18 protein-coding genes are annotated in these 21,072 nt (G+C 66.0%); 8 read left to right on the top strand and 10 right to left on the bottom strand.

Annotated elements, in window-relative coordinates:
- Positions 1 to 116: 116 nt before the first annotated feature.
- A complete protein-coding gene (gene purU, locus ACODR1_RS07710) occupies positions 117 to 959 on the top strand; it encodes a formyltetrahydrofolate deformylase (RefSeq protein WP_488879930.1) in 843 nt (280 codons plus the stop codon).
- A 126-nt stretch (positions 960 to 1,085) separates the two neighbouring features.
- Here purU and ACODR1_RS07705 read toward each other — a convergent pair whose 3' ends face one another.
- Together ACODR1_RS07705 and bamJ are read right to left on the bottom strand one after the other, a co-directional pair.
- The gene (locus ACODR1_RS07705; protein ID WP_488879929.1) at positions 1,086 to 3,221 is read right to left on the bottom strand and encodes a TonB-dependent receptor domain-containing protein; all 2,136 of its coding nucleotides are present in this window, start codon (positions 3,219 to 3,221) and stop codon (positions 1,086 to 1,088) included.
- Between the two features lie 144 nt (positions 3,222 to 3,365).
- Entirely contained in the window at positions 3,366 to 3,887 is a 522-nt protein-coding gene (gene bamJ, locus ACODR1_RS07700) for a BamJ family beta-barrel-assembly machinery protein (protein ID WP_488879928.1), read from the bottom strand.
- Between the two features lie 172 nt (positions 3,888 to 4,059).
- Between bamJ and galU the strand changes: the two genes are divergently transcribed.
- Positions 4,060 to 4,929, top strand: a complete 870-nt coding sequence (galU, locus tag ACODR1_RS07695; protein WP_488879927.1) for a UTP--glucose-1-phosphate uridylyltransferase GalU — start codon at positions 4,060 to 4,062, stop codon at positions 4,927 to 4,929.
- 174 nt (positions 4,930 to 5,103) lie between these two features.
- Here galU and ACODR1_RS07690 read toward each other — a convergent pair whose 3' ends face one another.
- A complete protein-coding gene (locus ACODR1_RS07690) occupies positions 5,104 to 6,306 on the bottom strand; it encodes a threonine ammonia-lyase (protein ID WP_488879926.1) in 1,203 nt (400 codons plus the stop codon).
- Between the two features lie 72 nt (positions 6,307 to 6,378).
- A complete protein-coding gene (locus ACODR1_RS07685) occupies positions 6,379 to 7,002 on the bottom strand; it encodes a D-sedoheptulose-7-phosphate isomerase (RefSeq protein ID WP_488879925.1) in 624 nt (207 codons plus the stop codon).
- Between the two features lie 417 nt (positions 7,003 to 7,419).
- Here ACODR1_RS07685 and ACODR1_RS07680 point away from each other — a divergent pair, with 417 nt between their 5' ends.
- The 5 genes from ACODR1_RS07680 to rfbD all read left to right on the top strand — a co-directional run bounded on the left by ACODR1_RS07680 (position 7,420) and on the right by rfbD (position 13,080).
- Entirely contained in the window at positions 7,420 to 7,929 is a 510-nt protein-coding gene (locus tag ACODR1_RS07680) for a hypothetical protein (RefSeq protein ID WP_488879924.1), read from the top strand.
- An 11-nt stretch (positions 7,930 to 7,940) separates the two neighbouring features.
- A complete protein-coding gene (locus tag ACODR1_RS07675; protein WP_488879923.1) occupies positions 7,941 to 8,816 on the top strand; it encodes an NAD-dependent epimerase/dehydratase family protein in 876 nt (291 codons plus the stop codon).
- Between the two features lie 23 nt (positions 8,817 to 8,839).
- Entirely contained in the window at positions 8,840 to 11,074 is a 2,235-nt protein-coding gene (locus ACODR1_RS07670) for a glycosyltransferase family 4 protein (protein ID WP_488879922.1), read from the top strand.
- 124 nt (positions 11,075 to 11,198) lie between these two features.
- A complete protein-coding gene (locus tag ACODR1_RS07665) occupies positions 11,199 to 11,948 on the top strand; it encodes a CatB-related O-acetyltransferase (protein WP_488879921.1) in 750 nt (249 codons plus the stop codon).
- Between the two features lie 226 nt (positions 11,949 to 12,174).
- Complete coding sequence (rfbD, locus tag ACODR1_RS07660; protein WP_488879920.1) at positions 12,175 to 13,080, top strand: dTDP-4-dehydrorhamnose reductase; 906 nt, start codon at positions 12,175 to 12,177, stop codon at positions 13,078 to 13,080.
- Here the strand turns inward: rfbD and ACODR1_RS07655 are convergent.
- From ACODR1_RS07655 to ACODR1_RS07630, 6 genes are all read right to left on the bottom strand, one after another.
- Positions 13,077 to 14,258, bottom strand: coding sequence for a hypothetical protein (locus tag ACODR1_RS07655; protein ID WP_488879919.1), 1,182 nt, complete (start codon positions 14,256 to 14,258; stop codon positions 13,077 to 13,079). The two genes, rfbD and ACODR1_RS07655, sit on opposite strands and share 4 nt — an antisense overlap.
- 81 nt (positions 14,259 to 14,339) lie before the next feature.
- Positions 14,340 to 15,311, bottom strand: a complete 972-nt coding sequence (locus tag ACODR1_RS07650; RefSeq protein ID WP_488879918.1) for a GHMP family kinase ATP-binding protein — start codon at positions 15,309 to 15,311, stop codon at positions 14,340 to 14,342.
- A gap of 45 nt (positions 15,312 to 15,356) precedes the next feature.
- On the bottom strand, positions 15,357 to 17,240 hold the full coding sequence (locus ACODR1_RS07645; RefSeq protein ID WP_488879917.1) for an HAD-IIIA family hydrolase: 1,884 nt from the start codon (positions 17,238 to 17,240) through the stop codon (positions 15,357 to 15,359).
- 3 nt (positions 17,241 to 17,243) lie between these two features.
- Entirely contained in the window at positions 17,244 to 18,209 is a 966-nt protein-coding gene (locus ACODR1_RS07640) for an NAD-dependent epimerase/dehydratase family protein (RefSeq protein WP_488879916.1), read from the bottom strand.
- A gap of 60 nt (positions 18,210 to 18,269) precedes the next feature.
- Complete coding sequence (locus ACODR1_RS07635) at positions 18,270 to 19,022, bottom strand: ABC transporter ATP-binding protein (protein ID WP_488879915.1); 753 nt, start codon at positions 19,020 to 19,022, stop codon at positions 18,270 to 18,272.
- A 2-nt stretch (positions 19,023 to 19,024) separates the two neighbouring features.
- Positions 19,025 to 19,468 carry an ABC transporter permease gene (locus ACODR1_RS07630; RefSeq protein WP_488879914.1) on the bottom strand — a complete coding sequence of 148 codons (444 nt, stop codon included), beginning with the start codon at positions 19,466 to 19,468 and terminating at the stop codon, positions 19,025 to 19,027.
- A gap of 546 nt (positions 19,469 to 20,014) precedes the next feature.
- Here ACODR1_RS07630 and rfbB point away from each other — a divergent pair.
- Positions 20,015 to 21,067 (top strand): dTDP-glucose 4,6-dehydratase, encoded by a 1,053-nt coding sequence (gene rfbB / locus ACODR1_RS07625; RefSeq protein WP_488879913.1) that lies wholly within the window; start codon positions 20,015 to 20,017, stop codon positions 21,065 to 21,067.
- The last annotated feature ends 5 nt before the right edge of the window (positions 21,068 to 21,072 follow it).

Genomic DNA, 21,072 nt, shown 5'->3' with positions numbered 1-21,072 from the left:
CCGGCGCCCGCCGGGCAGGATCGTGCCGCGACCTGAGAAAAGCTCATCCCGAGCGCAAGAAACGTGCTGACCCACGGCTTTTCTTCATTCGAGCCAAGCTTTAGAGGAGACGGACCATGATCCTGACCCTCTCCTGCCCCGACCAGCCCGGCATCGTCGCCAAGGTCTCGACCTTCCTGTTCGAGCGCGGCTGCAACATCCTCGACGCCCAGCAGTTCGACGACCAGGAGACGGGCGACTTCTTCATGCGCGTCGTCTTCGATCCGGACGGCGCCGACCGCGACGCGTTGCGCAGCGAGTTCGAGGCCCTGGCCAAGGGCTTCTCGATGCGCTGGACCCTGCGCGACCCGGCGCAGCGCTATCGCGTGATGATCCTGGCCAGCAAGTTCGACCACTGCCTGGCCGACCTAGTCTATCGCTGGCGCATCGGCGAGCTCCCGATGGACGTCACCGCCATCGTCGCCAACCATCCGGCGCAGACCTACACCCACGTCGACCTGACGGGCCTGCCCTTCCATCACCTGCCGGTGACCAAGGAGACCAAGTTCGAGCAGGAGGCCGCGCTCTGGAAGCTGATCCAGGAGACGCAGACCGACATCGTCGTGCTCGCCCGCTACATGCAGGTGCTGTCCGACGGCCTGGCGGCCAAGCTGAAAGGCCGCTGCATCAACATCCACCACTCGTTCCTGCCGGGCTTCAAGGGCGCCAAGCCCTACCACCAGGCCCATGCGCGCGGCGTGAAGGTGATCGGCGCCTCGGCCCACTACGTGACCGGCGACCTCGACGAGGGTCCGATCATCGAGCAGGACGTCGAGCGCATCAGCCACCGCGACACGCCGGAAGACCTGGTCCGCAAGGGCCGCGACATCGAGCGCCGCGTGCTGGCCCGCGCCCTGCGCTGGCGCCTGGAAGACCGGGTGCTGCTGAACGGCCGCAAGACGGTGGTGTTCACCGACTGACGCGGCATGCGGGATGGAAAACCTCGTCCTTCGACAAGCTCAGGATGAGGTTTTCCAACGCTGACGCCGTATCTGGTCCTTACCCTGAGCGTGTCGAAGGGCGAGGACCACGCACGAGACTTGACCCTAGAAGTCCACCTGCACCGAAACCCACAGGCGGCGGGGTTCCTGGTTGTTGGTGTATTCCGGCGCGTAGGCCACAGGCGTGCCATAGGGCAGCTGGCGCACGAAGTCCTTGTTGAACAGGTTGTAGACCGTGGCGTTCAGGGTGACGGCTTCCGTCGCCTTGAACGAGCCGCCCAGGTGGAACAGGCTGTAGGCCTTGTAGTCGCCCAGGGCGACCCGGGCCGGGCCCTCGCCGCGATAGCGCTCGCTGCGGTACTCGCCGCGCACCCAGGCGTTCACCCGATCGGTCACCCGCCAGCGCAGATTGCCGTTGACCATGTGCTCGGGGGTGTCGGTCAGCTTGCGGCCGGCCTCGGCCCCGCTCTTCTGCTCGCTGTCGGTGAAGGTGTAGTTCAGGCCCAGCGTCCAGTCGTCGGCGAAGCGCCAGCGGGCGGCCGCCTCGACGCCCTGCGTCACCGCCTCGTCGATGTTGATGCTCTGGCCGAAGGTGGCGGCGTTGGGGAAGAAGCCCACGTCGACGCAGCCGGCCGGACGGCCCGTGCCTGCGTTGTATTGCGCCTGGGTCAGGCCGAAGGCGCAGTTGGTCACCGGCGGGCCCGAGGCGATCTTGTCCTCGAACTTGTTGTGGAAGACCGTGACGTTGGCGGTGAAGCCGGCCTTGTTGTCGAAATAGGCGCCGGCCTCGGTGCTGGTGCTGGTTTCCGGCTGCAGGCCCGGCGAGCCCAGCAGCGGCAGGCGGCCCTGCTGGCCGAAGCCGTTGATGCCTGGGGCCAGCTGCTCCAGGCGCGGGGTCTTGAAGCCCTGGCTCACGCCGCCCTTGAAGGTCCAGTTCTGGTTGGCGTTCCAGACGAGATAGGCGCGCGGGCTGAAGTGGCCGCCGAACACGCTGTGGTCGTCGTGGCGGGCGCCCAGGGTCAGGGCCAGGCCCTCGGTGAAGCGCCACTCGTCCTCGGCGAACACGGCCCATTGCTCGTGCACGAACGGCTGCGGCGCGACGCCGTCCTTCATCTCGGCGTCCCAATACTGGCCGCCGATCGTGAAGGTGTGGTTCTTCCAGCGCGAATAGAGCTTGGTGTCGAAGATGGTGTTGGTGGACTCAAGGTCGCGCGCGCCGCCGGCCCCGGCCACCCCGTTGGGGATGATCCGGCCGATGGTCTCGGTCTTGGCCTGCGAGAGGTTGCTCTCGATCTGGCCGAAGGGCAGGCGCCAGTTGTGGGCCAGGGCGATCTGGCGGCGGTTGAACTCCAGGGCGTTGGCGTAGCCGCCTGCCGTGGTGTTGGTGCCCATCTGCCCTTGTGAGTTGTCGTACCACTGGGTGGACTCGTCGATGTCGAGCCACAGGTCGTGGTCGGCATGCGGCGTCAGGGTCAGGCGCGCGCCGATGGTGCGCAATTCGCTCTTGGTGGCGCTGCGGCCAAAGCCGGTGATCGGCGCGTCGACGCCGCCGACATTCTCGAAGGTCAGCTTGGAGGCTTCGCGGTTGAGGAAGCTGCCGCGCACGGCAAGGCCCAGCAGGTCGCGGACGATCGGACCGTTGGCGTAGACGTTGCCGCCATAGAGGTTGCCGAACTCGTCGTCGCCTTGCAGCGTGCCGTCGAGGCTGGCCGTGCCGCTCCACTTGGTCCCGACCTTGCGGGTGATGATGTTGACCACCCCGCCCATGGCGTCCGAGCCGTAGAGGGTCGACACCGGGCCGCGCACCACCTCGATGCGCTCGATGGCCGCCACCGGCGGCAGGAAGCTGGTCGAGGTTTCGCCGAAGCCGTTGGGCGTGACGCTGCCGGCGGTGTTCTGGCGCCGGCCGTCGATCAGGATCAGCGTGTAGTCGCTGCCCATGCCGCGGATGTTGATGTTGAGGCCGCCGGTCTTGCCGACGGCCGAGCCGACGTCGACGCCTTCGACATTGGTCAGCACTTCGGCCAGGCTCGCCGCGCGCATCTCCTGCAGCTCCTCGCGGGGCACCACGGTGACGCTGGCGGGGGCGTTGACCAGCTTCTGCTCGAAGCCGGCGGCGGTGACGACCACGCCGTCCAGATCGGCCGCGTCCGGCGCGGGTTCTGCGGCCAGGGCCGCGCCCGACAGGGCCATGGCCGCGGCGGACCCCATCAGAACGGAAGCAAACGAAACGCGCGACATCCCCAACTCCAGCCAAGCTTCTTGCGAGTGATTGTCGCTATCAGCCAGGAGGTTTGGAGAACCAAGCGCTTTGACCGCGCCGCAACGATTTGAAACCGGCCAGCAACATGGGCGCAAGGATTGCGCCCATGCTCAGTGTGCGGATCAGCTCTTGGGAGCCTGCAGTTTGCTGCGCAGCACGTCGATCAGCTCGATCTTGAAGACCAGGGTGCTGCCCGGCGGGATGTCGGCCCCGGCCTGATTGTCGCCATAGGCGAGATCCGCGGGCACATAGAGCATCCACTCGTCGCCCGGGCGCATCAGCTGCATGGCCTCGATCCAGCCCGGGATCAGGCCGCGCAGCGGGAACGAGGCCGGCACGCCGCGTTCGTACGAGCTGTCGAACACGAAACCGTCGAGACGCTTGCCCTCGTAGTGGACCTTGACCTCGTCGATCGGACGCGGGTGCAGGCCGGTTTCCGGGCCCGACCGGATCACCTTGTATTGCAGGCCGCTGGGCAGGGTGACGACGCCCGGCTCCTTGGCGTTCTTGGCCAGAAACTCGGCGCCGGCGGTCTTGGAGGCGGTCACCGCCGCCTGCCGCGCGGCCAGGTCTTCCTTGGAAGGACCGCACGCCGCCAGCGAAACACTGGCCAGGGCGGCGAGAAGCAGGAACCGAGCGCGCATGAAAGTGTTTCCGATGGCCAAATCCGCGTCCTGAGCTAGCAGGCTTGGCGCGAACATCAATCATTCCGTTGATGGAACGCATTCCAGACACCGTTGTCACGCAACGGTGGTGGCGCGCTCAGGGGGCGCGCTCTAGAACTCTGTCCATCCGAGACACAGACACGAGGTGCTCATGAAACCCGTCCGCAAGGCCGTCCTTCCCGTCGCCGGCTTGGGCACCCGCGTGCTGCCCGGGACGAAGTCGACGCCGAAGGAGCTCCTCAACGTCGTGGACCGGCCGATCCTGTCCTACATCGTCGAGGAAGGCCGAGCCGCCGGCATCGAGCACTTCGTCTTCGTCACGGGGCGGAGCAAGGGCGCGATCGAGGACTATTTCGATCACCAGATCGAACTGGAGATGCAGCTCGAGGCCAAGGGCAAGCTCGAGATCCTCAAGCAGCTGCGCGACGAGTTGCCCAAGCCGGGCGAGATGAGCTTCGTGCGCCAGATGGCCCCGCTGGGCCTGGGCCACGCCGTGTGGTGCGCCCGCGACATCATCGGCGACGAGCCCTTCGCCGTGCTGCTGCCCGACGTCATCGTCGACGCCCCCAAGTCGGCGCTCAGCCAGCTGATCGAGGTCTACGACCAGGTCGGCGGCGGCAACATCATCGGCGTCGAGGAAGTGCCCGAGAGCGAGACCCACAAGTACGGCGTCGTCGCCCCCAGCAAGGTCGAGGGACGCCTGGCCACCATGAGCGGCATGGTCGAGAAGCCGCCCAAGGGCACGGCGCCGTCCAACTGGGCCATCGCCGGCCGCTACATCCTGCAGCCCGAGATCTTCGATCTGCTGGCCAGCCAGGAGAAGGGCGCCGGCAACGAGATCCAGCTGACCGACTCCATGGCCAAGCTGATGCAGGACCAGGCCTTCCACGCCTATGTCTACGAAGGCGACACCCACGACTGCGGCGACAAGATCGGCCTCCTGAAGGCCAATGTCGCCCTGGCCCTCAAGCGCCCGGACCTGGGCGAGGCGGCCCGCGCGGCGATCTCGTCGCTGCTGTAGACGGCGGTGCGAGAACCCCGCCCCTCGACAGGCTCAGGGTGAGGTTCTCGACTGCACGGATTGCGATCTGGTCCTCATCCTGAGCTCGTCGAAGGACGAGGACCACGCACCGAAAACAGAAAGGGCCCCGCTCCAGCTGGAGCGGGGCCCTTTTTCTTCAGAAACCGAAAGACCTCACACCGTGCGCGGCGGGTAGCCGTGCTCGCGCAGGGCGTCGATGACTTCCTGGGTGTGCTGGGCGTCGCGGGTCTCGATGGTGATGTCGAACTCCGCGCCCTTGGCCGGCACGTCCAGCGCCAGGCGGTTGTGGTTCACCTCGATGATGTTGGCGCCCATCGTGCCGATCACGTGCGAAACGGTCGACAGCAGGCCCGGGCGGTCGTCGCCGACGATGCGCAGGGACACCAGGCGCTGGGCGCGCACCAGTTCGCGGGTCAGCACCGAGGCCAGGAGGCGGGTGTCGATGTTGCCGCCGCACAGGATCAGGCCGCACTTCTTGCCGCGGAAGCGCTCGGGATAGGCCAGCAGGGCGGCCAGCGAGGCCGCACCGGCGCCCTCGGCGATGGTCTTCTCGACGTTGCAATACAGCGAGACGGCCTGTTCCAGGTGCGGCTCTTCCAGCAGCAGCACGTCGTCGATCAGCGGCCGGGCGACGCCGTAAGTCAGCTCGCCGACCTGCTTGACCGCGACCCCTTCGGCGATGGTCTGGCCGCCGCAGTGGGCCTGCACGCCGCGCATCTTGGCGGTGAACGAGGGATACATGGCCGGCTCGCAGCCGACGATGCGGATGTCGGGCTTCACGGCCTTGGCCGCGGTGGCCACGCCGCTGATCAGGCCGCCGCCGCCGATCGGCACGGGCAGGACCTCCAGGTCCGGCGCGTCCTCCAGCATCTCCAGGGCGATCGTGCCCTGGCCGGCCATGATGTCGTAGTCGTCGAACGGATGGACGAAGGTCAGGCCCTGCTCTTCGCGCAGCTTGCGGGCATGGGCGTTGGCGTCGTCATAGGTCTCGCCCTCGATGACCACGGTCGCGCCAAAGTCGCGGGTGTGCTGCACCTTCACGAAGGGCGTGGTCTTGGGCATGACGATGGTCGCCGGCACGCCGAGGCGGGCGGCGTGATAGGCCAGGCCCTGGGCGTGGTTGCCGGCGCTGGCGGCGATGACGCCGCGCTGCTTCTCGGCGTCCGACAGCAGCAGCAGCTTGTTGAGCGCCCCGCGCTCCTTGTAGGCGGCCGTGAACTGCAGGTTCTCGAACTTCACCCACACTTCCGCGCCGGTAATCTTCGACAGCGTCCGCGAGTAGCGGCACGGCGTGCGCTCGATGTGGCCGGCGAGACGATCGGCGGCGGCGCGGATGGCGGTGATGTCGAGGGTCAAGCCCGTTCTACTCCAGCATTCCGACCAATACCGCGGCGCCCTCCACGAGGGAGGGCGTCGCCGATGGGCCGCTTAGAACTTCACCGAGCCGAGCGTGGCTTGGTCGGTCAATTGGCTCTGGCGGACGAACTGAGCCAGAATGTGCATGATCGACTGGTGAGCGTCCTCGACCACGCCGTAGTTCTGGGCGTTCACGAACAGGCTCACGTCGGCGACCTTGGCCGCGCCGCCGCCGTCGAAGCCGGTCAGCGCGATGGTGCGCATGCCCAGGGCCTTGGCGTCGTTCAGCGTCTTGATGATGTTCGGGGAGTTGCCCGACGAGCTGATGGCGATCAGGAGGTCGTCCTTCGAACCCAGCGAACGCAGCTGGAAGGCGAACATCTCCTCGACGCTCATGTCGTTGACGATCGCCGACATCAGCTCGACGTTGGCCGAAAGGCTGTGAACGCGCGGCAGCAGGGCAGTTCCGGCTTGGACGCCCTTCATGCAGTCGCAGGCCAGGTGGTTGGCGATCGCGGCCGAACCGCCGTTACCGCACGAAAACGTGGTGGTCCGGTTCAGCGAAGCTTCGAGCAGAAGCTGCCCGGCGGCGCTCATGGCGCCGAGATCTAGCGTCGAATAGGCTTGAGAAAGCTGAGAAAAATAGTCCGAGGCATAGTGTCCGGCATTCTCATACGAAGAGCTAGGAAAGAACATAGACAACCCCCAAGAAGCGCCCAGCGCTCCTAGGTCGTTTGGCCCATAGCGTCAAGCCGCTCGCCAAGCTTGGCCAGACCTTCGTGACCGCCGCCAAGGCGGAACAAGGCTTGGAACGACCTGTAACGGCGGATACGCTCGTTGCGAGTGGGGATGGGCGGCTCGACGCCAGCGGGCACTTGCTTAGGGCGGCAACCGCCACTATGAAATACTGGTTCAATAGCATTGACGACGCCAGCAGCTTTCCACTCGAAAGCGCGACTATGCGGGGCGTTCCGGGGGTAGAGGTTTTCTGTAATGCCGAGCGAAGCGTCAAACAAGAGAAGAGCGCCGGCAAAGAGCAAGAGCCTCGCCAGTACCCCGAGAAATTCGCTCGCCGTGGCCAAGAACGCTCCACCGTCGGATGCTTCTGAGAAGTTGACGGACGCCGCGGGTCAATCCCAGCTGTATTTCTACCGCAACAAGGTGCGGCTGCTTGAGCAGGACCTCGCGGCCACCCAGGCGCAGGCCAAGCAAGACATCGCCGCTCTGCAGACCCGGGCGAACCAGGCGATCGCCGCCGCGGCTGCGGGAGCCGCCGCCACCCCGATCTCGCCGCCCCCGCCGCCGCAGGTGGAACTGCCTCCACTTACCCACATCCACGCCCACGAGGAGCGTGAGACCCAGGCTGCGGAACTCCAGACCCAGGCCTCGACCCTGCGGGCGCTGCTCGCCGATCGCGACACCACCATCGGCGCCCTGAACGCCGAACTGGCGCGCCGTGACGCCATGATGCACGCCACGTCGTTTCGCGTGGCGTGGAAGTATCAGCGCCTCGCCGCGCCCTACCGCTTCCTCATCCGCCTCGTCGCCATGCCGGTCGTCGGCCCCTATCTGGTCTATCGATCGTTGAAGATGCGGGCTTCGAACAAGCAGGCCAAGGGCTAAAGGCGGGCGCCATGTCGCGAACCGTACTCGTCACAGGCGCGGCCGGCTACATCGGCCGGCACGTCGTTCGCCGACTGCTGGACGCAGGCGCCGTGGTCGTCGCCGTCGACCGGAATAGCAGCGACCTCGACCCCCGGGCCACCGTGCTGCGCGCCGATCTCTCGGAGATCGGGCCTCAGACTTTCGCCGACGGCCAGGTCCCGGACGTCTGCCTGCACCTGGCCTGGACCGACGGCTTCGACCACAACGCGCCCAGCCACATGCAGAACCTTTCTGCCCATTATGGCTTCCTGACCAACATGGTCGCACTCGGGGTCAAACAATTGACCGTGCTGGGGACCATGCACGAGGTCGGCTATTGGGAAGGCGCGATCGACGAGCATACGCCAACGAAGCCGCGCTCCCTCTATGGCGTGGCCAAGAACACCCTGCGCCAGGCGATGGCCATCTACCTCAGCGGCAAGGACGTCACCTTCCAGTGGATCCGGGCCTACTACATCGAGGGCGACTTCGAGCGCGGGAAGTCGATCTTCTCGAAAATTCTGCAGTGGGCGCGCGAGGGCCGCGAGACCTTCCCCTTCACCTCGGGCCTCAACAAGTACGACTTCATTCCCGTCGACGAGCTGGCCGACCAGATCGCCGCCACGGCCCTGCAAACGCGGGTGGACGGGATCATCAATTGCTGCAGCGGAACCCCCCTGGCCCTGAAGGACCGGGTCGAACGGTTCCTGCAAGAGCAAAACCTCGCCATTCGCCCCGAATATGGGGCGTTTCCCGACCGGGCTTACGACTCCCCCGCGGTGTGGGGCGACGTCCAGAAGATTGACGAAATACTCGCGGCTCGAGCAGCCGCCGCGGGAGTGGACAAGTTTTCCACCTCCCAGTGAAGAGACTGAACGTGAGGCATCCGATGAAAGTCCTATACCTGCTGGGCTGCAATGAAGGGCCCAGCAAGCGCTATCGTGTGTTCAACCATATCGAGTCGCTGAACGAACAAGGCATCGCCGCCGAATGGGTCTGGGACATCCATCCCGAAATCCACGACGAAGCCTACCTCCGCACATTCTCGATCGTGGTCGCGTTCCGCAGCGGCTACAACGACCGCGTCGAGCGCTTCTTCGACCTCGTGAAGAAGCTGAACATCCCGCTGGTCTTCGACATCGACGACCTCGTGTTCGATCCGGGCGTGGTCAATCAGATCGACGCCTATCGGAAGATGCAGCCCCCGGCCCAGAAAGAGTATCTGGACGGCATCAAGAGCATCTCCAGGGCCATGATGGCGTGCCAGTACGTCACGACCTCGACCAGCTTCCTGCTCGACTACATCAAGGACTTCTCGCGCAAGCCGGTCTACGAGATCCCGTTCGGCGTCAACAACCGCCAGGTGCAGATCGCCAAGGGCAACGACGGCTGGTCCGGCGGGCCGCGCTTCATCGGCTATCTGAGCGGCACGAACACCCACCAGCGCGACTTCGAGGAAGCCGCCCCCGCCCTGCGCCGCATCCTCGCCGAGTACGACGACGTCTACTTGAAGCTGATCGGCTATCTCGACATCGAGAAGCATCTTCCGGGCCTGGCGCACAAGATCGTGCACCTGGACTTCATGGACTGGCAGGACCTGATCATCGAGTCAGGCTCGCTGTATATGAACATCGCGCCCTTCGAGCAGGCCAGCCTGTTCTGCCACGCCAAGAGCAACCTGAAGTTCGTCGAGACCGCCCTGTGCGGCGTGCCCACCATCGCCTCCCCGATGCCGTCGTTCTCGGACGCCATCGAGAACGGCGTGAACGGCTTCACCGCCAGCACGACCGACGAGTGGTACGCGGCCTTCCGCGCCCTGCTCGACAATCCGGCCCTGCGCGACCAGGTGGGCGAGGAAGCCTTCCTCACCTGCTCGCGCTACTACATGCCCAAGCGGATCGGCCAGAGCCTGGTGCGGACCTACGCCCAGATCATCGACCGCCACCATGGCGGCGGCGACGACGGCCAGGCCAAGCCGGCGGCCAGCCTGCCCGCGACCCGCAAGTCGGGCCTGCGCATCACCTGGGTCATCCCCCAGCCCTTCGAGGGCTCGGGCGGCCACCGGAACATCTTCCGGGCCATCCGCTACCTGGCCGAGTTCGGCCACAGCTGCTCGATCTACGTCCTGCCGGACAATCACCGTTTCGCCAACGGAGCGGAGATCGGCGACTTCATCGCCCGTGAGTTCTTCGATGTCCTGGCCGACGAAGTCGTGCTGGGCACCGACAACATCGACGACTGCGACGTCCTGATCTGCACCTACTGGACGACCGCCTACGTGGTTCAGGCCCAGAAGCACAAGTCGCGCCTGCAGGTCTACTTCCTGCAGGACTTCGAGCCGATGTTCTTCCCCATGGGCACCGACTACGTCCGCGCCATGGAGACCTATTCGTTCGGCTTCTACCCGATCACGTCCGGCCCGTGGCCGCTGCAGATGCTCAATCAGCAGTTCGGCATCACCGAGGGCAGCTTCTTCCGCTTCCCGATCGACCGGAACATCTACTTCCCGTCGCGCTACCGGCAGCAGGAAACCAAGCGGGTCGTGTTCTTCGCCCGTCCGGACATGCCGCGCCGCTGCTATCCGCTCGGGGTCGCGGCCCTCGCCATCGTCAAGGCCAAGCGCCCGGACGTCGAGATCGTGTTCTACGGAGACCGGAGCGAGAAGTTCAAGAACGTGCCGTTCCAGTTCACGAACGTCGGCATGACCGACACCATCGAGGAACTGGGCGATCTCTATCGCAGCGGCGACGTGGGCCTGTGCTTCTCGACCACCAACCCGTCGCTCGTCCCGTTCGAGATGATGGCCTGCGGCTGCCCGGTGGTCGACCTGGACGTCAACGGCAACAGCATCAACTACGGCTCGCCGGACAACTGCGTGCTGGCCCGTCCCAACCCGGAGGCCATCGCCGACGCGGTCCTGAAGGTGCTCGACAATGAAGCCTTCGCCACCAAGCTGGTCAGCAACGGCATCGCCTTCGCCGAGCACTTCCCCTCGGAGATCGAGATGGTGAGGCTGATCGAGGGCTATATCCTTGAGGCCTTCGCCGCGGCGAAGCGCAAGAGCACCAAGGCCCTGCCCAGCACGGCGCGGGTGAAGAAACTGGCCAGCACTACGCAGGGCTGAGACCCGGCCAGTCTGCTACGTTTCGGCAGGAACCAATTCGATGCAGCCGCGTTACGATACGGGCATCGGATTGGTTCCTCCTCCGAGGAAAGCCATCACGCCCGAGTGCAAGCGTTGGTGGTCAATGGCCAAGAGTGTTTTCCGCGATCTGGCGTCGATCGGCTGTTGCGGCGCGATCGCCGGAATTAGAGGCCAGGCCACGATCGAAGCGCCCATCAAGCTCTGCGGCCAACTCGACGGTCGTACGCGCATCGGCGCCTTCACCTACATCCAGGACGACACCCAGGTCATCGACGCCACCATCGGGCGCTTCTGCTCGATCGCGGCCCACGTCGTGATCGGCCCGGGCGAACACCCCGTGGACTGGATGTCGACCCACCCCTTCATCTCCGACAAGACCGACGTGGCCGCCGGCCTGGGCGGCAATTTCCCGGCCTACCGCGCCTGGCTCGGTTCGTCCCACGCCCGGGTCAGCGGCCAGCCTCCAGTGACGATCGGCAACGACGTCTGGATCGGCCACGGGGCGATCATCCTGCGCGGCGTCACCGTGAGCGACGGCGCGGTGATCGCCGCCGGAGCAGTCGTCACCACGGACGTGCCGCCCTACGCGATCATCGGCGGCGTACCGGCCCGCCACATCCGCAACCGCTTCGACGACGCCATGATCGAGCGCCTGACGGCTCTGCAATGGTGGAACTACGATCTGTCCAGCCTGACCGCCTCGATCGACTATTCGAACGTCGCCGCCGCGGTTTCGATGATCGAGGACGCCGTCGCCGCCGGGCGCTTGGCGCCCCTGGCTCCGCGCCGTTTTCTCGCCACTCGGGAAGGCGCGACCTATGCCGACGCCAATCCCCAGCCCAGCGCGGCCTGAAGAACACTCCAAGACTTCCCACGGCGCACGAACCCGATTACCTCCCTCTGCGGGGGTCATTCCTTTTGCCTGGGCGGCTCAAGATTTCGTATATACCCAACCGTGCGCCAATCGCAGACACGACGAAGGTCATGAACGACAGGGCCGCTGTAGCGCCTCACCTCGGGACCCTGTCCTCGCGCGCCCCTGAGCGCGCCCTCTTCCCTGCGCCGCAGAAGGCTTTTTGATGCGCGTCGTCATTGTCGGCCAACATGGGCAGATCGCGACCGCCATCAGAGAAGTCCCTCCCCCCCCAGGCGGCGAAGTCCTCTTCATAGGCCGCCCGGAGCTGGACCTGACCCGCCTGGACGAGGTTCCAGGCCAGATCGCCCAACTGCGCCCTGACGTCGTGATCAACGCCGCGGCCTTCACCGCCGTCGACCAGGCCGAGCAGGAGCTCGCGCTGGCCCAAGTCGTCAACGGCCAAGCCCCCGGCATGCTAGCCCAGGGCGCGGCGGCGGCGGGCGCGGCGATGATCCACCTGTCGACCGACTATGTCTTCGACGGAGCCAAGACGACCCCTTACGACGAGGAGGACGCCCCCTCGCCGTGCAACGCCTATGGCCGCAGCAAGCTGGCCGGCGAACTGGCCGTGGCGGCCGCCAATCCGCGCCGCGTGATCCTCCGCACGGCCTGGGTGTTCGGCCCCTTCGGCGTCAATTTCGTACGGACCATGCTGCGCCTTTCGCCCAGCCACGAGACCCTGCCGGTCGTCGCCGACCAGATAGGCAACCCGACCTACGCGCTCGACATCGCTCACGCCGTCATCGAGATCGCACGCCGCCTCCACGCCGCGCCCGACGATCCGACCCTGCGCGGCGTCTTCAACATGGTCGGAGAAGGCGAGATCAGCTGGGCCGGGTTCGCCGAGGCCATCTTCGCTGAATCGGCCGCCCGCGGCGGCCCCAGCAGCGCCGTGCGACCCATTCCCGCCATAGACTATCCCACGCCCGCCCGGCGTCCGGCCAACTCACGCCTGCTTTGCGAGAAGATCGGGCGCGTGTACGGAATAAGGCCCAAGCCTTGGCGGACGTCGCTGGGGCAGTGCCTCGACCGCCTGATCGCGCCCGGCTCCGAAGGCGTCGCCGGCTAGAACAGCATGCTCATGCGACGCAGATAGATACCCAGCAGCCGGTTGTCGCCCTCGCCGGGAACCTGGCATGGCTGGATCGACTGCAGGCCCGAGATCTCGAACCGGGCGTAGGGCTCGCCGATGGTCGCCTTGCCCACGTCGGCATGGACGAAATACTCCGTGAAGCGGGCGGCGTTGTTGCGGAAGGCCTTGAACTTGAGGGGCTTTCCGTCGAGCAAGATCTCCATGTTCTCGATCGTCTTGGGGTCCTGCACGAAGAAGCTCATCGTGATCCCGCGCATGCGCCGGGTCACGGGCAGCAGGACGCTGACGGTCGGCTCGCGCGACCAGCGGTGCCAGGCGCCTTCCGGCGACGGCTCGGGCGGGTGCCAGGCGCTGTCGAACAGCTCGGAGTTTATCGGCAGGCTGTCGGTCTCGGCGAGCTTCACGCGGGTCGCCCCGTAGGCGCTGGCGCTGGCGCCGCCGTTGGGAGCCCGGGCCTCGAACTTCTCGATCAGGGCGCGGTCGAACGGACCATGCTCGGCGAGGTCAGCCATCAGTTCCTGCACCATGTCCGGCCGCGCCGTCTGGGCGACGTTCAGACGCGGCACGGGACGAGCGACGAAGCGCCGGTCGACACAGATCTGCTCGTAGACCTGAGGCAGGTCGGCCACCGTGCCGGCATAGCGGATGGACCGCGCGTCGAACCCTTCGACGAAGGTGCTGAGCCGGCGGCGGCGATCCTTGAGGTCGGCGAAACGGAAGTCGTCCTCGAGCATGTCGTATTGCGCCGGCGAAACGGCGCAGAGGTGCCTCGCCTGAACGTTCTCAAACGCCCGGGCGAAGCCGCCGTCGATCACGAACTTCTTGGGCGAGACATGCGCCGCCCGGGCATGCATCGGGTGATTACGATCCTTGAGGATCTGCAGGTACTGGGACACCAGCAGCTCGGTCGGGTCGCGCAGGATCACGCAGTAGTCGATGCCCCGATCGATGTATTCCGCGAACGAGCGCCCTGCGTGGGACATGACCAGGTCGGCGCTACGCACCTTCACCGGATCGATCTCGAAGACGTCCTCGCGGCGCCAGGAGTCCACCGTGCCGTTGATCGGAAAGTGCTCGAGCAGCAGGCTCCTCATCGTGGTTCCCGCCGTCTTGGGAACGTGGACGAGATAGAAGCAGTTTTCCGCAGGCAGCATGGTGTAATCCAGACACGTTACTCAAGGCCTGGCCAGGCCTTATCGTTGTTGCTCCCCCCGAAGCTTAAGCCAAGTTTTCGATCAGGCCGCGTTGGTCGTCGGGCTGTAGAAGATGACCCGGCTGCCGTAAGGCTCGAAGCCGAAGTTGATCCGGCGCAGGAAATGCAGCGCGCGTTCGATCTCGGCGTGCCGCTCGACCGGCGCGTAGAACATCAGGAAGCCGCCCGACCCCGCGCCCAGGATCTTGCCGCCGACGGCCCCGGCGGCCTTGGCCAGACCGTACCATTCGTCGATATCGCCGCTGCTGACGCCCGACGCCAGGGCCTTCTTCAGCTGCCAGTTCTCGTCGAGGATCTCGCCGAACGAGGCGATGTCGCCGCGCTGCAGATTGGCCGAAAGCTGGTAGGTCAGGTCGACCATCCGGCAGAGGGTTTCCTGCTTCTGGACCTCGCTGGCCACGCCCGCGCTCTGCTCCTTGAGGATGTGCGACGCGCTGCGGGTGATGCCCGTGTAGAAGACGATGATGTTGCGCTCGAGCTCGTCGCGGACCGTCCGCGGCATGATGATCGGCGTCACCACGACGCTGTCGTCCTGCTTGAACTCGATGAGATTGAAGCCGCCGTAGGCCGCGGCGTACTGGTCCTGCTTGCCGATCGGCTCGCCGCAGAGATCGATCTCGATGCGGCTGCTGTCGTGGCCCAGTTCCTCGGCCGAGACGTGGCGGCCCTGATAGGCGGCCACGGCGTTGATCAGGCCCACGGTGAAGCTGCTGGAGGAGCCCAACCCGGTCCCGCGCGAAGGAATGTCCGCGATCGACGCGATCTCCACCCCGCCGTCGACCTTCATCATGTCCAGCGTGGTGCGGACGATGTTGTGTTCGATCTGGCTGACGCTCTCGACCTCTTCGGTCTTCGAGTAGGCCAGGCGGATGCCCTGGTCGAACTTCCGGTTGATGCTGACGTAGACGTACTTGTCCACGGCCGTACTCAGGACGGCGCCGCCATGCTTGCGATAGAAGACGGGCAGGTCGCTACCGCCTCCAACGAAGCTCATGCGAAGCGGGGTACGGCTAATGATCATGCGAAAGGCTCGACCTGATTAGAAGGCGACGACACGGCCGGCGCTTTGCCGGGAGGAGAGGATCACGGGCGTCTCGCTGGACTGGCGTTCCAGATAGACGGCCTCGGCTTCGTCGGCGGAAATCGACAGGCGCGCCACCAGGTCGCTCACGACCCGCTGTTTGCGCAGGGCCTCGTCGACCTCCACGAAGACCCGATGCACCTTGCGCTCGGTCTTCGGCTCGAGAAGCAGGGCCGGCACGCCTTCCAGGATCACCACCGAGCGCGCATCGGCTTGCAGGGGCAGGCCCTCGCGGCGTTCCCGCGTGACGCGTTCGTAGAAGGGCGCGGGGCTGTCCAGCGCCCCGCCTTCCAGCCAGCCGGCCAGGCCGGCGAGCGCCAGATCGGTCTCGAAACGCGCCGTTACGTCGCCAGCGCCGCGGGCGGCCGCGGGCACGATCCAGCGATCAAGCGAAATGGCCTGGGCCGGGCGATCGGACAGGTTCAGCTCACTGGCCAGGACCGAGGCCACGGTCGACTTGCCGCTGCGGGCCAAGCCGCCGATCAGCACCAGGTCGCCAGGCTCGATGGCGGCCACCAGGTCCTGGACCTGACGGGCGACCTCGTCATAGCCGGTGTCGATGAACGTCACCGCCGCCAGCACGTCGGAAGCGACGAAGTCCGGCGCGACGGGATACCTGCGCTCGGACGCGCCCTCGCCGGTCATCACGCGGATGGTGCGCACCCCGGCGCGCTTGCCGGCCAGCACGTCGCTGGTGGTGTCGCCGATCATCCACGACCGCGACAGGTCGGCGTTCAGGTCGGCGGCCGCAGCGACGAGCAGGCCGGCCTTGGGCTTGCGGCAGTCGCAGTCGATCTTCAGCGCCGCCACCTCGCCGGGGAAGCCGCCGTCGGGGTGGTGGGGACAATAGTAGATGGCGTCGACGAAGCCGCCGCTTTGGCCCAGCTGCGTCTCCAGGCGGTTGTGGATCGCCCGCAGGCCGGCCTCGTCGCAGTCGCCCCGCGCCAGGATCGGCTGGTTGGTCACGACGACCGTCCGGTACTCCAGCTCGTTGAGCCGGCGCACGGCCTCGGCCGCGCCGGGGATCAGGTCCAGCTGCTCGGGCTTGCGGACATAGCCGCGATGCTCGTTGAGGGTGCCGTCACGGTCAACGAACACACAGCGCTGCGGCGCGGTGAGCGAGGCGCGGGCGACGACGCCCTGGCGCAAATGCCGCTCCACCTTGTCCAGGCGCTTGGGCGTGCCCAGGTCCTTGATGTATTCGAAGCTCTGGTAGCCGGCCAGGCGAGCGCCCTTGGCCAGCATCGCCGCGAACAGGTTCTTGCCGAAGTCGGACGGCGTCTCGATGTCGCGCCAGGGCTCGAGGGCCGCCCGTTCCAGCACATAGAACGCCGCATTGACCAGATTGGGCAGCTCGGCCCCTTCCGGATGCGGATAGGGATGGAAGGCGGTGATCAGGCCGTCCGAGACCTCGACCAGGTCCGAGTCGTGCGGGTGGTCGTTGGGGTGCAGGAAGAGCGTGCCGTCCGCGTCGGAGGACTCGTGCGCCTCGAGGAACCGGCGGACGTCGATGTTGAACAGCGTGTCGCCGTAGACGACCAGGAAGCGGTCTTCGAGCCGGTCGAGACAGGCCAGCACCGCACCGGCCGTTCCGCGAGGATCGCCGTCGTCGACCAGCTCGATCTGGCAGCCGAAATTGTCGTTCTGGGCGCAGAAGGTCTCGATCTGGTCAGCCGCGTGGTTGACGAGGATCAGGAAACGCGTCGCGCCCTGGTCGCGCAGCGCCTCGATCTGCCGCTGGAGCAAGGGCACGCCGTCGACGTCGATGAGCGGCTTGGGTCGACCGTTCAGGCGTTCGGCCAGCCGGGTGCCCTTGCCGCCGGCGAGGATGACCACCTGCATGGCCTAGAGCCCTTCTTGGTCGGCGATCTGGCTCACGGCCCGGACGACGGCGTCACGCGAGCTGAGCGACGGGCTCCAGCCCAGCGCCTCCAGGCGGCCGATCGAATAGCTGAACTTGGGAACATCGCCGACCCAGCCGCGGTTGGTGTCGCCATAGGCGATCTCCGCCGAAGCCGACACCCGGTCGCGAACCGTCTCGGCGATGAACCGCACGGTCACGCCTTCGTCGCGGGGGCCGATATTCAGCACGTTGTACGTGCCCGGCGCGGTGTCGGCGATGAACAGCATCGCGTCCACCAGGTCGGCGGCGTGCAGGTACGGCTTGCGCTGCGTGCCGTCGCCGAGCACCTCGAGACGCTCGGGCGTCGCGGCCAGCTTGCGCACGAAGTCCAGGATCACGCCGTGCGTCGCCGGCACGCCGATGACGTTCGGGAAGCGGAAGATGTCGGCGCGGCCGAGGAAGGCCTCGGCGGCGGCGCGGATCTGAGCCTCGGACGCCAGCTTCATGGCGCCGTAGTTCGAGATCGGCTGCAGCGGACCGATGTCCTCGTGGATCGCCACGTCGCCCAGGTCGCCGTAGATGGCCGAGCTGGACGCGAAGTGCAGCGACGGAATGCCCAGGCTCTTCATGACCTTCAGGGTGTTGAAGGTCGTCATGAAGGTATCCTTCAGATCGATCCCCGGATCGGCCACGCCGGCGGGAATGTCCGAATTGGCCGCCAAGTGCCAGACGTCCGAGATCGGCGTCTCGGCGTGGGTCGGCGAAACCGCCGCGATGAAGGCGTCGAGATCGGCGCAATCGACCGCGGCGAAGCGGAACAGGGGATTGTCCGAGAACTGAGCCAGGTAGGCTTCCGAGCCCCGCGACAGGTTGTCGACCGCCAGCACGGGCTCGGAACGCTCCAGGAGCCTGCGGACCAGTTCGACCGCGATGAAGCCCGCGCCACCAGTGATCAAATGTGCGCGCATCGGAATACCCACCCTCAAGATTTTCGACCAGCGCCGGAGACTTCCGGCCCCAAAGCGGGATCAGGCCGCGGAGTTATAGTTCGCCCAGACTTCGTCCACCGAACCGCGCGCGACCACCCTGCCCGCATCCATCCAGATCGCGGTGTCGCAGAAGCTGTTCATGATGTCGGGCGAATGGCTGGCCAGAATGACGACGCCCGAGGCGCTGCAGAGCGCGCGAATACGGTCGACGGCCTTGTTGATGAAGTGGCTGTCGCCGGTGCCGATCACCTCGTCGATGACCATGATCTCGGAATGACGCGCCGTGGCGATGGCGAAGCACAGGCGCGCGACCATGCCCGAGGAATAGGTCCGCACCGGCAGGTCCAGGAACGGGCCCAGCTCGGTGAAGTCGGCGGCTTCCTCGATCGCGTTCTTCAGTTCGGCGCCGCGCATGCCGTAAAGCAGCGCGATCATCTTCATGTTCTCGTAGCCGGTGCGCTCCTGGTCGAGGCCCGCGCCGAGGCTGAGCACGCAGCCGACCGAGCCGTTGACATGGCGCTGACCGCGCATCGGGGTGATGATGCCGGCGATCGTCTTGAGCAGGGTGCTCTTGCCCGAGCCGTTGCGGCCGATGATGCCCAGACGCGTGCCGTCCGGGATAGAGAGGCTGATGTTGTTCAGCGCCAGGACGCGGGTTTCGCCGCCCTCGGCCACGCCAAGACGGCCGAAGGACAGGGCCTTCGAGGCCGCGGCGCCGAAGGCCGACCGCTGGCGCGAGGAGACCGCCAGCGGATAGGCGACGGTCACTCCGTTGAGATCGACATTAGCCATGCTTAGAGCCAATACACCACGTTAGGACGGGTCCGGGCATAGACCACGCCGCCGATCACCAGCGAACCCAGCGCCACGCAGGACGAGACGATCCAGTGCAGGGGGTCGCCCCAGGAACCGAGCAACGGCTGCCGGACCACCTCAAGCAGGTGGTAGAAGGGGTTGAGCTGCAGGATGGGATTGTGCAGTTGGTCGGGCGTGGGGATCCAGAAGATCGGCGTCAGCACGAACAGCAGGCCGAGGGCCGACCCGATGGCCGGCTGAATGTCGCGGAAACGCGCGCCGATCGGGGCCAGGATCAGGTTCACGCCGAACCCGTAGAGCGCCACCAGCGCCAGGGCGGGGATCACCGCCAGGGCATGGATGGTGGGGATGTGACGGACGGCCAACGAGACCACGACGAACACCACTATAAGGTGAGCGAAGGTCACGAAGGCGCTGGCCACGGTCCGGATCAGGTAGATCGCCAGAGGCAGGGGATAGGACTCAACATAGCCCTTGGAACGGACCAGGGAGTTCGCCCCCTCCGAGAGCAGGCTGCTGATCAGACTCCACGCCGGGAGACTAATCGACAAATAGAGCAGAAAATTTCCCTGGCCTTGACCAAACAAGGACCTGTGCAGCAGGTAAACACCGGCGATGAAAGCCGCCTGGGAAAGAACCAACCACAGTGGTCCAATTACAGTGCGCCTATACCTGCCAACAACGTCCTCAACGGCGATTGCCCACCAGACGCGCCACGCGAATAGCGCTTTGGCGATTTCTCTAAGGGACGTCATTGCTTGAGAATCTATCTCTAACCTTCATGCACCCGCTAGGGTAGTCGGGCTGAGATAGCCGACGCAGCCTTGCCGCGCCACCGAATTTTTTGGCGCCGCTCCGCCGGCCGAAAAACAGACGAAGGGTTTCTTTCAGGCCGGACGGCCTAGGCACACTGGCGACGCTCAGTTAAGAGAGTGGCGCGCTTCCGCACGCTCAGAGGGTGCCTTAAATTGAGGCTTTTAATAACTGGCGGCGCCGGGTTTATCGGCTCCGCGCTTTGCAGACATCTGATCGAAAGAACGGATGACGTCGTCCTTAACGTCGACAAGCTCACCTACGCCGCCGACCCGCGCTCCTTGTCGGGCCTCGACGAGAGCGGCCGCCATGAACTGCTCCAGATCGATATCTGCGACCGCGAGGCGGTCGACGCTGCCTTCCGCGCGTTCCAACCCGATGGCGTGATCCACCTCGCGGCCGAAAGCCACGTCGACCGTTCGATCGAAGGCGCTGGCGTCTTCGTCCAGACCAATGTCGTCGGCACCTTCAACATGCTGGAATCCGCTCGCCACTACTGGGCGGGCCTGGACGACGCGCGCAAGGCCGCCTTCCGCTTCCTGCACGTTTCCACCGACGAGGTGTACGGCTCGCTGGGCGAAGACGGTCTCTTCGAGGAAACCACCCCCTACGATCCCAGCTCGCCGTACTCGGCCAGCAAGGCCGCCTCGGACCTGCTGGCCCTGGCCTGGTGGCGCACGTACGGGCTGCCGGTGGTGGTGTCCAACTGCTCCAACAATTACGGCCCCTACCAGTTTCCCGAGAAGCTGATCCCGGTCGTGATCCTCAACGCCCTCGCCGAAAAGCCGCTGCCGGTCTACGGCACCGGCCAGAACGTGCGCGACTGGCTCTATGTCGACGATCACGCTCGCGCGCTGCGGCTGATCTGGGAAACGGGCCGCCCCGGCGAGAAATACAATGTCGGCGGCCACAACGAGCGCAGCAACATCGAGGTCGTGCGCACCATCTGCGACCTGATCGACGAACTCGCGCCGGGCTCCAAGCCGGCCCGGGAGCTGATCACCTACGTGGCCGACCGGCCCGGGCATGACCAGCGCTACGCCATCGACTCCTCGAAAATTCGCGCCGAGCTTGGCTGGCGTGCCGAGGAGAACTTCGACAGCGGCCTGCGCAAGACGGTCGAATGGTACCTGGCCAACCGCTGGTGGTGGGAGCCCCTGGTCGACAAGGCCGACCCGGCCCAGCGTCGCGGCCTGCTCAAGGCCTGAGCTCG

This window comes from Caulobacter sp. FG7, from assembly GCF_057808875.1.
This window is presented reverse-complemented; position numbering and strand designations above follow the sequence as displayed.

What these genes read in the sequence shown, in the direction of transcription:
- purU (WP_488879930.1), top strand. Translation starts at nt 117, where the DNA reads ATGATCCTGACCCTCTCCTGCCCCGACCAGCCCGGCATCGTCGCCAAG.
- ACODR1_RS07705 (WP_488879929.1), bottom strand. Translation starts at nt 3,221, where the DNA reads ATGTCGCGCGTTTCGTTTGCTTCCGTTCTGATGGGGTCCGCCGCGGCC.
- bamJ (WP_488879928.1), bottom strand. Translation starts at nt 3,887, where the DNA reads ATGCGCGCTCGGTTCCTGCTTCTCGCCGCCCTGGCCAGTGTTTCGCTG.
- galU (WP_488879927.1), top strand. Translation starts at nt 4,060, where the DNA reads ATGAAACCCGTCCGCAAGGCCGTCCTTCCCGTCGCCGGCTTGGGCACC.
- ACODR1_RS07685 (WP_488879925.1), bottom strand. Translation starts at nt 7,002, where the DNA reads ATGTTCTTTCCTAGCTCTTCGTATGAGAATGCCGGACACTATGCCTCG.
- ACODR1_RS07675 (WP_488879923.1), top strand. Translation starts at nt 7,941, where the DNA reads ATGTCGCGAACCGTACTCGTCACAGGCGCGGCCGGCTACATCGGCCGG.
- ACODR1_RS07670 (WP_488879922.1), top strand. Translation starts at nt 8,840, where the DNA reads ATGAAAGTCCTATACCTGCTGGGCTGCAATGAAGGGCCCAGCAAGCGC.
- ACODR1_RS07665 (WP_488879921.1), top strand. Translation starts at nt 11,199, where the DNA reads ATGGCCAAGAGTGTTTTCCGCGATCTGGCGTCGATCGGCTGTTGCGGC.
- rfbD (WP_488879920.1), top strand. Translation starts at nt 12,175, where the DNA reads ATGCGCGTCGTCATTGTCGGCCAACATGGGCAGATCGCGACCGCCATC.
- ACODR1_RS07655 (WP_488879919.1), bottom strand. Translation starts at nt 14,258, where the DNA reads ATGCTGCCTGCGGAAAACTGCTTCTATCTCGTCCACGTTCCCAAGACG.
- ACODR1_RS07650 (WP_488879918.1), bottom strand. Translation starts at nt 15,311, where the DNA reads ATGAGCTTCGTTGGAGGCGGTAGCGACCTGCCCGTCTTCTATCGCAAG.
- ACODR1_RS07645 (WP_488879917.1), bottom strand. Translation starts at nt 17,240, where the DNA reads ATGCAGGTGGTCATCCTCGCCGGCGGCAAGGGCACCCGGCTGGCCGAA.
- ACODR1_RS07640 (WP_488879916.1), bottom strand. Translation starts at nt 18,209, where the DNA reads ATGCGCGCACATTTGATCACTGGTGGCGCGGGCTTCATCGCGGTCGAA.
- ACODR1_RS07635 (WP_488879915.1), bottom strand. Translation starts at nt 19,022, where the DNA reads ATGGCTAATGTCGATCTCAACGGAGTGACCGTCGCCTATCCGCTGGCG.